The following is a 12117-nucleotide window of genomic DNA, read 5'->3' as shown; positions in this document are numbered from 1 at the left end:
AGAAGACTGTCCGCGCCGGCGCCAGTCCGGATCCGGCGGTTGGCGCCAGGGGGGCTGCGGTGCGCAGGGCTGTCGGGTTTCACCCGCTGCTGCCGGGGCGGAGACCAGACTGGGCCTTGTCCGAACGAGAACGCGGGGTTTTCCTGTTTCTTTCCGCACAGGCAGGTGGTGAGATAGGGCTCCCAGGCCAAACGCCGGCTGGCACGAGGTCTGCTTGAACCGCATCCGGAACATTGCCGTCACCGTGCTGTTTGCCCTGCTCGGCGCGCTCGTGCCGATGGCCACGCTGCTCTATTTCAACGTCCATCGCGCCAACGACGCCGCCCGGGACCGCCTGCAGTTCACCGCCGAACGGACCCTGCTGCGCGCCCACCGCGCCTACGAGGCCGGGCTGGCCGCCCTGCGCCAGGCCAACGCCAGCACCCTGGAGCCCTGCTCCACGGCGCATCTGCAGCTCATGCGCGGCCTGGTGATCAGCACGGTCTCGGCCGAGCAGATGGGCTACTTCCAGGACGACCGGCTGATCTGCACCTCCTGGGGGGCGATGGAAGCGCCGATCCGCCGCCCGGCGCCGGACCATCTCACCGCCGAGGGCGTCGGCATCAAGCTCGACGTGCGCCCCCTGGCCGGCAATGGCGTGCCGCTGCTGGCCCTGCACTACGGCCGTTACGACATCCTGATGAACCCCGAACGGCTGGTCGATGTCATCACCGACCCGGACGTCCGCCTGGCCGTGGCCAGCCCGGACGGCCGCCTGATCGCCCACCAGCCGATCGCCGATCCGCAGCTGATGCTCGATCTGTTGCGCAGCCCACGCAGCGGCATGGATGCCCGCACCCTGTTTGCCACCGCCCAGGACCAGCAGTGGCTGGCCATCGCCACCGCGCCGCGTGCACCGCTGCTGGCCAGCGTCCGCCCCCTGCTGTGGCAGTTCGCACCGGCCGGCGTGCTCGGTGCCGCCGCCGCGATTGCCCTCGCGCTGTGGCTGTCGCGGCGGCGGCTGTCACTGCGCGCCGAGCTGTCCACCGCCGTGCGGCGGCGCGAGTTCTTCATGCACTACCAGCCCATCATCGAGCTGGACACGGGCATCTGCATCGGCGCCGAGTCGCTGGTGCGCTGGCAGCGCCCCGATGGCAGTCTGGTGCGTCCGGACCTGTTCATCCCGCTGGCCGAGGACAGCGGCCTGATCGAGGCGCTCACCGATCAGGTGATGGACAACGTCATTGCCGACATGCGCGACCTGCTGGTGCAGGACCGCAGCGCCCATATCGCGATCAACCTGGCCGCCGAGGACGTCAGCAGCGGCCGCGCCCTCAAGGTGCTGACCGGGAAACTGCAGGGCACCGGCATCCATCCCCAGCAGATCTGGCTGGAAGCCACCGAGCGCGGCCTCATCGACATCCAGCGCGCGCGCAACAGCCTCGCCGCAGCGCGCCGCGCCGGGCATTGTGTGGCCATCGACGACTTCGGGGTCGGCTATTCCAGCCTGCAGTACCTGCAGCAGTTGCCACTGGATGCCTTGAAGATCGACAAATCCTTCATTGATGCCATCGGCACCGACAGCGCCACCAGCCCGGTCACGTCGCACATCATCGACATGGCCAAAACGCTGGGCCTGTTCACCGTGGCCGAGGGAGTGGAAACACCCGCCCAGCTCGCCTACCTGCAATCGCGCCAGGTCGAGTTCGGCCAGGGCTGGCTGTTCTCCAAACCGCTGCCACCGGATGCCTTCGCCGCCTTCCACTGGCAGCGCAAGGAACAGTACGGCAAGGCCCGCGAGAACATGCAGAACCCGAACCGCAGCATCACCGAGTAGGCCGCAGCCGGGCTCAGTCGGCGTCCACCCCGGCCAACAGCTGCACCCAGCGCGGCACCACCGGTTCACCGGCATAGAAGGTGCGCGGCACGCCTTCGGCCATCGCCCAGCGATGGATCCAGCTGATGCCACCGTCGCCGTTGTAGCCATCGGCGTGCTGGTAGGCCGGGTCCTGCAGGGCCTCCTCCAGCGAAATGAAGCGGTAGCCCCGGCGTTGCGTGGCCGCCACCAGGTCCTCGAACGTTGCGGCGTTCAGCGCATTGGCATGCATCAACCACACCTGCGCCGGCAGGCGGCCCAGCAGCTGCTGCGATTGCGCTTCGTAATAGTCCAGCTTGTTCAACATGTAGGGGATGTAGCCGCGACGCAGCTGCGCCAGCCGGGCCTCGCGCTCGGCCGGCGGCAGCTCGCTGACCCGCACCGTGTCGTAGGCGAACGCCCAGACCCATTCGCTGTTGTCCACCGTGACCGGGGCGATGCGGTACCCGTGCTGCTGCAGGAACACCCCCAGCGCATCGCGCTGTGCCGGCGAGCGGCCGGCGCGCAGGTACGGGTGGCGGAACCAGCGCGGCACCTGCCCGCGTTCGGCCAACAGCGGCCGCAGGGTGTCTTCGCCGCGCAGGATGTCCTGCGTATAGGCCGGCAGGCCCACCGCATGCAGATCGACGTGACCCCAGGTGTGGTTGCCCAGCTCGGCACCGGCGTCGAGCCAGTCGCGCAGCATCTGCACGCGCGCCGGCACCACCTCGCCCTGCTCGACCAGCTTGCCCGCGTTGACGAAGCCCACCACCGGGATGCCCGTGGCGTTCAGCGCGGCCAGCAGCTGCGCGTGCCGCTCGGCCAGCTCCGGCTCGGCACGCGTGTCCAGCCGCTGCCACGGCAGGTCGTCGATCGTCATCGCGATGCGGCGGTCCGGCGTGGCGGCCTGCACCAGGCTGGCCATGCACAGCAGGGCCAGCCCCCATCCAATACGTGAACCTCGCTGCACCTGCATCTCCTCCCGATCGACGTCGATCAGCATACCGGTGCGCGATCACTCACTCCGCATGCATCACGGCAGCGCCGGCTGCCAGGCGCGCGGCTGCCGCAGCACCACCGCCAACGCCGCCACCAGCACCGCCAGCAGCACCACCGGCAGCCAGCGTTCGCCCACCGTCTCCAGCATCACGCCACCGGCCACCCCACCCAGCGCGATCGCCAGGTTCCATCCGGTCACCACGAACGACTGCGCGATGTCGGCCGCCTCACCAGCACGCCGCGCCACCGCCGTCTGGAACTGCGTGGCCACGCCGCCGAAGGCCAGCCCCCACACCACCGTGGCGGCCACCAGCACCGTCGGCGAACCCGGCCAGCAGGCCAGCGCCAGGGCGGCCACGATGAAGCCCAGCGTGCTCGCCACCACCAGCCGGCCCAGGCCGCGATCCACCCACACGCCAGTGATCCAGATCCCCACCAGCGACGCCACGCCAAACACCAGCAGCAGCCGGTCCAGCCAACCGACCGCGCCGGCCAACGCCGCGAACGGCTCGATGTAGGTGTACAGCACGTTGTGCGCCAGCACGAACAGGAACATCGCCAGCAGCGCCGTGCGCAGCCCCGGCAGCGTCAGCACCTTCAGCAGCGGCTGGCGGGCGGCGGCACCGGGCGCCGACAGCGCAGGCAGCGTCAATCGCGCCCACACCAGCAGCGCCACGCTCATCAGCGACATCACCCCGAACGCCCATCGCCAGCCGACGGTCTGCCCCAGCAGCGTCCCGGCGGGAATGCCGAGGGACAGTGCCAGCGGCGTGCCCACCATCGCCACCGCGATCGCGCGGCCCTGCAGCGCCGGCACCACCATGCGGCTGGCATAGCCGGCCACCAGCGACCACAGCAGACCGGCACTGATGCCGGCCACGAAGCGCGCCACCAGCATCACCGTGTAGTCATGGGTCAACGCGGTAAGCGTGTTGACCAGCGCGAAGCCGGCAATGGCGGCCAGCAACAGCGGGCGGCGCGGCAACCGTCGGGTCAGCGCGGTCATCGGCAGGGCCGCCAGCAGCGAGCCCAGCGCATACACCGTGACCAGCTGGCCGACCAGCGCGCGGCTCACCCCGAGGTCCGCGCTCATCGGCGACAGCAGCCCCGCCGGCAGCGCCTCGGTCAGGATGGTCACAAAGCCGGCGCAGGCCAGCGCCAGCAGCCCGCCCAGCGGCAGCCGCGTGGCCGCAGGCAGCGCCACGCCCTGGCAGGCCTCGGCCGGCGCGCTCATGCCGCCACCGCCACGGCGCGGGGAGCAGGGCCGGCGTTGCGCGGCCACGGGCCAGGGCGCTGACGGCGCAGCAGGGCATCCGCGGCGGGTGGCCGGGGCGCAGGGGACAGGAAGGGGGCGGACGACACGGTCATGGGGGAAAGCGCCAACGGAAACGGAGCGCCACCGTAGGCGCTGCCCGGCGCGTCAAAAAGCCGGGTAACGGTCCGCACATTCCGGACAGTTCGTTCCGCAATTGCCCAAGACCCAATCCCCGCAAGGGTTTCCCGCCCTCGGGCGGGCGCGCCGCCGCAGCGGGCCGCCCCAGCCGCCGCCGCGCTCGCTACAGTGCGCCTTTCCGCCCGTATTCCGCCCATGTCAGCCTTGGACAACCTGGGCAACCTGCAGACCTTCGTGCAGGTTGCAGACACCCGCAGCTTCGTCGAGACCGGTCGCCTGCAGGGCATCACCGCCTCGGCCGCCGGCAAGAGCGTCACCCGCCTGGAGCAGGCGCTGGGGGTGCGTCTGTTCCACCGCAGCACGCGCAGCATCACCCTGACCGCCGAAGGCGAGCGCTTTCTGGTGCGTTGCCGTCGCATCCTTGACGAGCGCGACGCCGCCCGCACCGAGCTGGCCGAGCAGACCGCCGCGCCGGTCGGCGTGCTGCGGCTGGGCCTGCCGCTGGTGGGCGACCTGTCGCTGCCGATCCTCACCGAATTCATGGCGGCCTATCCCGGCATCCGGCTGGAGCTGGATTTCGACGACCGCCTGGTGGATGTCGTGGAAGAAGGGTTCGACGCCGTGCTGCGCGTGGGCGACCCCGGCGACTCGCGCCTCAGCGCGCGCCGCCTGGGCGTGTTCCCGCGCTACCTGGTGGCCGCACCGCAGTACCTGGCGTGCCGTGGCACCCCGCGCACCGCGGCCGATCTGCGCCAGCACGACTGCCTGCACTACCGCTTCCCGAGCACCGGCAAACTGGAGCCGTGGCCCTTGCCGGCCGCCCCCGGCCAGCCGCCGCTGGACCTGCCGGTGTCGATGGTCAGCAACACCATCGAAGCGCGCCTGGCCTTTGCCCTGGCAGGACGCGGCATCGCCTACATCCCCGAACACTCCGCGCGCGAAGCCCTCGCTGACGGCCGTCTGCAGCGGGTGCTGGCCGACCAGATCCATGCCTGCGGCACCTTCTACCTGCTCTGGCCATCCGGCCGGCACGTACTGCCCAAACTGCGCGTCTTCATCGATTTCGTCAGCGCCCGCCTCACCGGCGTGAGCTGCTGAGCAGCGCGCGTTCATCGCTGCCCACCGGGGCCTCCGTATACTGGGCACGCGACAGCCAGTCGCCTGAGTTGCCGAGGTATGCCCGCATGCGCCATTGATGCCGCCGTCGTCTGACGGCCTGTCTCCTGACCACCCTGCCCGGCAGGGAGGAGTTCACGGCATCTATGGAGGTCGCATGACCGCATTCGCCCTTACGCTGGACCGCGTGGCAGTCACCCTGCCCGACGGCCGCGCGCTGTTTTCCGATCTTTCCCTCTCCTTCGACACCACCCCGACCGGCCTGGTGGGTCGCAATGGTGTCGGCAAAAGCGTGCTCGCGCGCCTGCTCAGCGGCGAGTGGGCGCCTACCGCCGGGCGCATCCAGCGCCACGGGCACGTGCAGCGGCTGGCGCAGCTCAGCGGCGTTCCGCGTGGCCGCATCGTCGACCTCGCGGGCGTCGGCGCGGTGTTCGACGCACTGGCCCGCATCGAAGCGGGCAGTGTCGATCCCGATGATTTCACCTGCGTCGGCGAACGCTGGGACCTGCGCGACCAGTTGCAGGCGCAGTGGCACCGTCTCGGACTGCCCGCACTCGATCCGCTGCGCCCGGCCGCCACGCTGAGCGGCGGCCAGGTCATGCAGGTGGCGCTGTCCGGTGCCTTCCTCTCCAACGCCGACGCGCTGGTGCTCGACGAGCCCAGCAACCACCTCGACGCCTGGCATCGCGACCGGCTGCTGGACGCCGTGGCGGACTGGCGCGGCGGACTGATCGTCATCAGCCACGACCGCACCGTGCTGCAACGCATGCAGCGCATCGTCGAACTCTCGCCCACCGGGCTGCGCAGCTACGGCGGCGATTACGCCCACTACACCGCGCAGAAGCACGACGAACGCAACGCCGCCGAGGCGCTGCTCGAGCTGCGCAAGCGCGAGCGCCGCCAGCAGCACGATGTCCTGCGCGAGCAGCGCGAGCGGCAGGCGCACCGGCAATCACGCGCGCAGCGCGACGCACGTACCGCCAACCAGGCCCCCATTCTGCTCGGCGGCATGAAGAACCGCAGCGAACACAGTGCCGGCCGCCTGCAGGTGCAGCAGGCGGAACGCCGCGCCGCACTGGACGCGCGCGTGGACGCAGCTGCCGTCGACGTCGAACGGGAGGCAGCCATCGCAATGGTGGCCCCCGTGCTCGATGATCCCGGTCCACAGCGCGTGGCCAGCCTGGTCGCCGCCGGGCTGCCGTGGGTTGCGCCACCGTGGCAGACCCTCGACCTGACCGTGCAGCGCGGCCAGCGCATCGGCGTCAGCGGCCGCAACGGCAGTGGCAAATCCACCCTGCTGCGCCTGCTGGCCGGCACCGTGGCACCCTGCGGCGGCAGCGTGAACGTAATGGCGCGCACCGCCCTGCTCGACCAGGCGCTGTCCGCATTGCCGGCGCAGGACAGCGCCCTGTCATGGCTGCAACGCGCGCATCCGGGTGCCGATCAGGGCACCTTGCGCACGCGCCTGGCGCTGCTCGGCCTGGACGCCGAACGCAGCCTGCGCCCGCTGCACACGCTCAGCGGCGGCGAGCGCCTGAAGGCGGCGCTGGCCGCCCTGCTGTATGCCGAACATCCGCCGCAGCTGCTGCTGTTGGACGAGCCCGGCAACCATCTCGACCTGCCCTCGCTGGCCGCGCTGGAGCACATGCTCAACCAGTACCCCGGCACGCTGATCGTGGTCTCGCATGATTCGGATCTGCTCGACGCGCTGCACCTGACCCATCGGCTCGACGCCAGCGACCACGGATGGGCCCTGCACGCCTGCTGATCGCCACCGCGGCTACTGACGCGCCCAGGTGGGAAACGCATCGGGCAGCACCTGCCACAGCAGCGGCCCGGCACGCATCTCCTCATCGTTGAGCAGGCACGCATCCAGTTCGGTGCGCACGGCCACCGCATCCATCGCCACCCCGATCACCGCCAGCTCCTGGCGGCGGTCGCCCCACCACGGGTGCCACAGCCTGCGCATCGCCTGGTACTCGCCCGGGTCGCCTACCTCGTCCACCGCGGGCATCGGCGCTGTCCAGCACGCCATCTGCTGGCGCGCCCAGCCCACGTCGGTGTAGGGCACCGGCGTTGGCGGCAGTACTGGCGCCGTGCCTTCCAGCCCGGCCGCCACCCGCTCCCGCGCGGCGTACCAGAAGCCGGCGGCCTGGGTCTGCATGGCCGGGCCCACGCCGGACAGCTCGCCCACCCAGTCCATCCGGTTGGCCAGCCAGAAGAATCCCTTGCTGCGGATCACGCTGCCAAGCCCCTGCTCCAGCACCCGTGCGAAGCGCTGCGGGTGGAACGGCCGGCGCGCGCGATACACGAAGCTGGTGATGTCGTACTCCTCGGTCTCCGGCGTATGCCCGCCGCGCAGGGCCTGCATCCAGCCCGGTGCCAGCTGCGCACGCACAAAGTCGAAGCGTCGCGTATCCAGCAGTTCATGCAGCGGCACCTCCCCGCGCGACGCGAGCAGCAACCGCGCATCGCGGTTCATCGCGCGCAGCACCGCCAGCGTCGACTGCAGCGTGTCATCGTCGGCCAGGTCGCATTTGCTCACCACGATTACATTGGCGAACTCCACCTGCTCGGCCAGCAGGGTGACCACCCCGCGCGCATCGTCTTCCCCGGCCTGCTGGCCGCGGTCGGCCAGGCGGTCGGTCGAGCCGAAGTCGTGCAGGAACTGCTGCCCGTCCACCACTGTCACCAGCGTGTCCAGCCGGGCAATGTCGTTGAGGCAGAACCCGTCCGCGTCGCGCACCTGGAAGGTGGCGGCCACCGGCATCGGCTCGGCGATGCCGGTCGATTCGATCAGCAGGTAGTCGTAGCACCCCGCAGCGGCCAGCCGCTTCACCTCCTGCAGCAGGTCATCGCGCAGCGTGCAGCAGATGCAGCCATTGCTGAACTCCACCAGCGTCTCTTCGGTGCGGCTCAGCGCCGCGCCACCGTCGCGCACCAGCTGCGCATCGATGTTGATCTCGCTCATGTCGTTGACGATCACCGCCACGCGCCGTCCTTCGCGGTTGCGCAGGATCTGGTTGAGCAGCGTGGTCTTGCCGGCGCCAAGGAAGCCGGACAGCACCGTCACCGGCAGGCGTGAATCGGGGGAGGGGCGGGAGGCAGTCATGGCAGGGCAGGCAGGAAGGAGGATTGAAATGTTACTATATAACATTACAGAACCAAGGCCCGCCCCCCATGAAACGATCCTCCGCCCTGCTCGATGCCGGTGCCCTCGCCCTCTCCGGCCTGTGCCTGCTGCACTGCCTGGCCTTGCCATTGCTGGCCGCCACTCTTCCGCTGATGGGGGTCTGGGCCGAGGCCGAGTGGGTGCACGCCCTGTTCGTGGCCATCGCCGCCCCGCTGACCGGCCTGGCCCTGTGGCGCGCACATCGTCAGCGGCCGCTGCCTGCGCCAGCGATGATCAGCGCAGCCGCCGGCCTGCTGCTGCTCTTGGCCGGCGCACTCGGCTGGCCGACGCACGACAGCGAAACACCCCTGACCGTCGCCGGCAGCCTGCTGCTGGCTAGTACCCATGTCTGGAATGCCTGGCGGCGGCACCGGCACTGACTTCCGGCACGCCCCTTGTTGCAGCGCGGTCTACAGCACGCGCATGGCTCAGCGCATCACCATCATGCCGACGATGAACACCGCCAGCGGCGCGGCACTCACCACCGCGCCCACGATACCCAGCCACGGCCACCGTTCCTGGCGCACGCGCGCCCCCACCGTGGCCATCAGGCCGATCACCGCCGCAGCCAGCACGCCGATGGCCGCCCCCGTGGTGCCTCCGCCCGTGGCGGCGGCACTGCCCAGGTGTGCCGCCGCATAACCGGCTGCACCGCCAAGCGGCAATCCAAGGAAACTGGCCAAACCCAACCACGGCGCCCGTGCGGTTCGCGCCGGGCGCGGCGCAGTAGTCAACGAGGGTTCCGTGCTCACTCGAGTTCTCCCAGGGCGAGCCCCCACGCTACACCATTGCCCTTCGGTGCCGCGGCCACTCCTGCCGCCCGCGCGGCGCCACCGCGTGCACGGCCTGCACGGCCTGCACGGCGTCTTTGCACGCTCGGCCTAGAATGCAGCAAGGCCTACAGGGACCGCCATGCGCCACTCTCTCCGCCCGTCCATCTACGGCATGATGCTTCTCGCCACGCTGCCGCTCACGGCCTGCCGCAACGGCAACAACAGCGTCAACGTGTTTTCCGCCGATCCCATGCTCGGCTGTTACGCCACCCACCCGCGCAAGCCGGCGGAGTTCCGCATCGATCAGCAGCAGGGCCGGTACTACGTCTCCTTCCAGCGCGACGATCAGTGGCAACGCGAGCCCACGCCCCTGCAGGAATCCACCCGCGCCGATATCGCCCAGTTCTTCAAGGACGACGCCAACCAGATCGGCAAGGCCCTGGTCAGCCCACGCGGTGGCTTCGGCCTGTTCAAGTTCAATGCCGGCGCCACCCTCAAAGGCAAGGCACCCGACAGCGACTACATGGGCCTGCTGCTGATCGGCGCCGGCCCGATCTATCCGGTGGCCTGCCCCTGAGCCTCCTGAGCCACCGCGGGTACCGGCCCAGCGCCAGCGGTTCCGCACCCCGATTGCGCGGAACCGTGGCGCTCCCCACCCGGCGTCATGGCTTCGCCGGGTGCCCGCCCGTGTGGCGTGACGCCAACTCCCCCACCGTCACGCCCTTGCATCGCCGCCACCTGCACGGCCCCCACTGGCAGTCCGTGGCCGTACTTCAACATTCCCTGTCCTCCTGCTGACCACCCCCACAGGCAGCGTCCCCGTTCGCAACGCTGTCCACGCCGGGCGCCCCACACCCCTCCAACCCGGCCACCGGCGCCGGCGCGCCCCGATGGATTGAACTGAGCGGCCATTGCCGGGCATCGCGCACATGCCCGTGCTTGACCGGATTTTCGTGCACGTACGCCACATGGCGCGCCAGATCCGCACCGTCCAGGATGCGATGCTCGCGGAACCCGCTGTGCCAGAGTGGACGCACCTGCCGGTCACGGCGCAGCACGGCACGCGGCGGGTTGCCCGGCAGGTGCCGGTCGAACACCGCCTGGATCTGGCTCCAACGCTGGTGCCCTTCGGTGTCCCCTTCCGGCAGCGTCCACACCCCATGCAGGTGATCGGGCAGCACGACGATTGCGTTGATGCGGAACGGCCGCACCACCCGCGCAATCCGGAACGCCAGCCGCAGGTAGGTGGCGTGCTCCACCAGCAGCCGGCTGTGACCATCGCGCAGGTGCGCACTGAAGAAGTACGTGGCACCGGGCGACCAGGGGTGGATAGGCGGGTACATGCGGCCAGTGTGCAAATCCGACCGCATCGGTGCGATCAGGCGATTCCGCATCGCACACTGGGAACGCGCCGCACCAACCCGTCAGGAAGTTGCCTACACTTCATCTCCACATCGCTTCGGTGACGCCATGCGCCGCGCCCCGCTCCTGCTGATTCCCCTGCTCCTGCTGCTGGGTGCCTGCCGCGATGGCCACGGCACCGGTCAGGGCCGGCTGATCGGCTGCTACGCCGACACCGCGCGTGCGAAGGAATCAGTGAAAGTCGTGCGCGAAAACGGGGCCTATGTCATGTCGTTCCGTGCGGGCCAACTCTGGCGCCGCGTCGATGCACCGCTGCGCACCGCCGACCACGCCCAGATCGCCACCCGGTTCAGTCCGGAAGACGCGGCCGGCATCGACGACATCCTGCTGACGCCCGATGGGCTCAGCGGTGTTGCGCTGCTCAAGCCGGATGCTACGTTCCAGGGCCAGGCCAGCGCGGGCAGCCCGGTCGTGATCGAACACGGCCGCCCGCGCCTGATGGTAAAGAAACGGTGCCAGTGGCTGTTCTCGCGCGGGCACTATCTCCGTCATGGCGGTTGATGGCCGGTAGCGCACTGCGCCTGCGCCGTAAGCAGGAGGTGCGAGGTCATGTGCCGGTAGGACGTGCCCTGCAACCGCTCGGCGGCGGCCGACGTCGGCGGCAACACCCGGGCGATGGCCTCGGTCAGTGGCACCGACCAGTTCAAGCGCGGCGTACTCGACGGGCCGCCCATCTGCCACGGCAGCATGCGCACCTTCTGCGACGTGGACTGCACCACCGTTTCCGTTCCGTCGTCGTAGCGGATCGTCATGCGCAATGACGGTGCATCATCGGTCCAGCTATAAGCATCGCTGTAGTAGTCAAGCAACTGCGCGCGCAGCGCATCACCGCGCAACGCCGCGCCCATGCGTTTGCGGAGGTCGGCCTCGGTGCAGCCGGGAGAGGACATGTTCCGCGGCAGCGCTTCGTCGATCAGAGCGTCCGGTCGCAGCCGTCGTGCGGCCATGTCCACCGCGCGTTGCCGGGACCACGCCGGTGCCGCTGCCGCACGCAGCACTTCGGCCACACGCTGCGGCGCTACCGTTCCGGTGGTGACCGTGGCCTGGCCACCGCGCCACGTCGCTTCGGAGGTGCGTTCAAAGACGCGCTGCCCGGCGCCCTGCTGCAGGCGATGCACCTCTTCGACGTCCTCAAAGGGACCTTGTACGAAGGTGATCTCGATGCTCGCCACCTCGTGCAGGCGCACCGGCGGCCCCACATCATCCGGCTGCCCACAGCCGGCCAGGGGCAGCAGCGCGGCCAGCATCACGCCGGCAGCCAAGCCCCTGCCTGCCCGGAACATCCAAGGAAATCGGCACTGCTCGATGGCTGGGTTCATGGTCCGCCCGGGGGTTAGCGCATGTGCCATGTACGGGCTTCCCACCCGCATGGTGCGCTCCGATTGTAGACCGGCCGCCCTGCAGCGGC

12 protein-coding genes are annotated in these 12117 nt (G+C 70.0%); 6 read left to right on the top strand and 6 right to left on the bottom strand.

The window, feature by feature from the left end:
• Nucleotides 1–214 precede the first annotated feature (214 nt).
• Nucleotides 215–1816, top strand: a complete 1602-nt coding sequence (locus ACO6VK_RS15575; protein WP_422508671.1) for an EAL domain-containing protein — start codon at nucleotides 215–217, stop codon at nucleotides 1814–1816.
• A 13-nt stretch (nucleotides 1817–1829) separates the two neighbouring features.
• Here ACO6VK_RS15575 and ACO6VK_RS15570 read toward each other — a convergent pair whose 3' ends face one another.
• Together ACO6VK_RS15570 and ACO6VK_RS15565 are read right to left on the bottom strand one after the other, a co-directional pair.
• Nucleotides 1830–2759, bottom strand: coding sequence for a polysaccharide deacetylase family protein (locus ACO6VK_RS15570; RefSeq protein ID WP_422508746.1), 930 nt, complete (start codon nucleotides 2757–2759; stop codon nucleotides 1830–1832).
• Nucleotides 2760–2867: 108 nt separating this feature from the next.
• The gene (locus tag ACO6VK_RS15565; RefSeq protein WP_422508669.1) at nucleotides 2868–4067 is read right to left on the bottom strand and encodes an MFS transporter; all 1200 of its coding nucleotides are present in this window, start codon (nucleotides 4065–4067) and stop codon (nucleotides 2868–2870) included.
• Between the two features lie 354 nt (nucleotides 4068–4421).
• Between ACO6VK_RS15565 and ACO6VK_RS15560 the strand changes: the two genes are divergently transcribed.
• Both ACO6VK_RS15560 and ACO6VK_RS15555 read left to right on the top strand, forming a co-directional pair.
• Entirely contained in the window at nucleotides 4422–5324 is a 903-nt protein-coding gene (locus ACO6VK_RS15560) for a LysR family transcriptional regulator (protein WP_411849720.1), read from the top strand.
• 175 nt (nucleotides 5325–5499) lie between these two features.
• Nucleotides 5500–7110: an ATP-binding cassette domain-containing protein gene (locus tag ACO6VK_RS15555; protein WP_422508666.1), complete on the top strand. Its 1611-nt coding sequence runs from the start codon at nucleotides 5500–5502 to the stop codon at nucleotides 7108–7110.
• Nucleotides 7111–7122: 12 nt separating this feature from the next.
• Here the strand turns inward: ACO6VK_RS15555 and ACO6VK_RS15550 are convergent, their stop codons facing one another.
• A complete protein-coding gene (locus ACO6VK_RS15550; RefSeq protein WP_422508664.1) occupies nucleotides 7123–8454 on the bottom strand; it encodes a GTP-binding protein in 1332 nt (443 codons plus the stop codon).
• A gap of 68 nt (nucleotides 8455–8522) precedes the next feature.
• On the opposite strand from ACO6VK_RS15550, the gene ACO6VK_RS15545 reads away from it, so the two are divergent.
• Nucleotides 8523–8894 carry a MerC domain-containing protein gene (locus tag ACO6VK_RS15545; RefSeq protein ID WP_422508662.1) on the top strand — a complete coding sequence of 124 codons (372 nt, stop codon included), beginning with the start codon at nucleotides 8523–8525 and terminating at the stop codon, nucleotides 8892–8894.
• A 48-nt stretch (nucleotides 8895–8942) separates the two neighbouring features.
• Here ACO6VK_RS15545 and ACO6VK_RS15540 read toward each other — a convergent pair whose 3' ends face one another.
• Nucleotides 8943–9248, bottom strand: a complete 306-nt coding sequence (locus ACO6VK_RS15540; RefSeq protein ID WP_422508660.1) for a hypothetical protein — start codon at nucleotides 9246–9248, stop codon at nucleotides 8943–8945.
• A 178-nt stretch (nucleotides 9249–9426) separates the two neighbouring features.
• Here ACO6VK_RS15540 and ACO6VK_RS15535 point away from each other — a divergent pair, with 178 nt between their 5' ends.
• Nucleotides 9427–9864: a hypothetical protein gene (locus ACO6VK_RS15535; RefSeq protein ID WP_422508658.1), complete on the top strand. Its 438-nt coding sequence runs from the start codon at nucleotides 9427–9429 to the stop codon at nucleotides 9862–9864.
• A 196-nt stretch (nucleotides 9865–10060) separates the two neighbouring features.
• On the opposite strand, the gene ACO6VK_RS15530 is transcribed toward ACO6VK_RS15535, so the two are convergent.
• Nucleotides 10061–10630 (bottom strand): REP-associated tyrosine transposase, encoded by a 570-nt coding sequence (locus ACO6VK_RS15530; protein WP_422508656.1) that lies wholly within the window; start codon nucleotides 10628–10630, stop codon nucleotides 10061–10063.
• Between the two features lie 127 nt (nucleotides 10631–10757).
• Here ACO6VK_RS15530 and ACO6VK_RS15525 point away from each other — a divergent pair, with 127 nt between their 5' ends.
• Nucleotides 10758–11210: a hypothetical protein gene (locus ACO6VK_RS15525; RefSeq protein ID WP_422508654.1), complete on the top strand. Its 453-nt coding sequence runs from the start codon at nucleotides 10758–10760 to the stop codon at nucleotides 11208–11210.
• Here ACO6VK_RS15525 and ACO6VK_RS15520 read toward each other — a convergent pair.
• On the bottom strand, nucleotides 11198–12079 hold the full coding sequence (locus tag ACO6VK_RS15520) for a hypothetical protein (RefSeq protein WP_422508652.1): 882 nt from the start codon (nucleotides 12077–12079) through the stop codon (nucleotides 11198–11200). The two genes, ACO6VK_RS15525 and ACO6VK_RS15520, sit on opposite strands and share 13 nt — an antisense overlap.
• Nucleotides 12080–12117 lie beyond the last annotated feature (38 nt).

It is taken from the genome of Stenotrophomonas sp. GZD-301 (assembly GCF_049310345.1).
Taxonomy (GTDB): Bacteria; Pseudomonadota; Gammaproteobacteria; order Xanthomonadales; family Xanthomonadaceae; genus Stenotrophomonas.
The sequence above is the reverse complement of the archived record's forward strand: the minus strand, read 5'-3'. Positions and strand labels throughout refer to the sequence as shown.

Coding starts and splice junctions, on each gene's coding strand:
- ACO6VK_RS15560 (WP_411849720.1), top strand. CDS start 4,422: ATGTCAGCCTTGGACAACCTGGGCAACCTGCAGACCTTCGTGCAGGTT.
- ACO6VK_RS15570 (WP_422508746.1), bottom strand. CDS start 2,759: ATGGCCAGCCTGGTGCAGGCCGCCACGCCGGACCGCCGCATCGCGATG.
- ACO6VK_RS15555 (WP_422508666.1), top strand. CDS start 5,500: ATGACCGCATTCGCCCTTACGCTGGACCGCGTGGCAGTCACCCTGCCC.
- ACO6VK_RS15520 (WP_422508652.1), bottom strand. CDS start 12,079: ATGCGGGTGGGAAGCCCGTACATGGCACATGCGCTAACCCCCGGGCGG.
- ACO6VK_RS15530 (WP_422508656.1), bottom strand. CDS start 10,630: ATGTACCCGCCTATCCACCCCTGGTCGCCCGGTGCCACGTACTTCTTC.
- ACO6VK_RS15535 (WP_422508658.1), top strand. CDS start 9,427: ATGCGCCACTCTCTCCGCCCGTCCATCTACGGCATGATGCTTCTCGCC.
- ACO6VK_RS15565 (WP_422508669.1), bottom strand. CDS start 4,067: ATGAGCGCGCCGGCCGAGGCCTGCCAGGGCGTGGCGCTGCCTGCGGCC.
- ACO6VK_RS15545 (WP_422508662.1), top strand. CDS start 8,523: ATGAAACGATCCTCCGCCCTGCTCGATGCCGGTGCCCTCGCCCTCTCC.
- ACO6VK_RS15550 (WP_422508664.1), bottom strand. CDS start 8,454: ATGACTGCCTCCCGCCCCTCCCCCGATTCACGCCTGCCGGTGACGGTG.
- ACO6VK_RS15525 (WP_422508654.1), top strand. CDS start 10,758: ATGCGCCGCGCCCCGCTCCTGCTGATTCCCCTGCTCCTGCTGCTGGGT.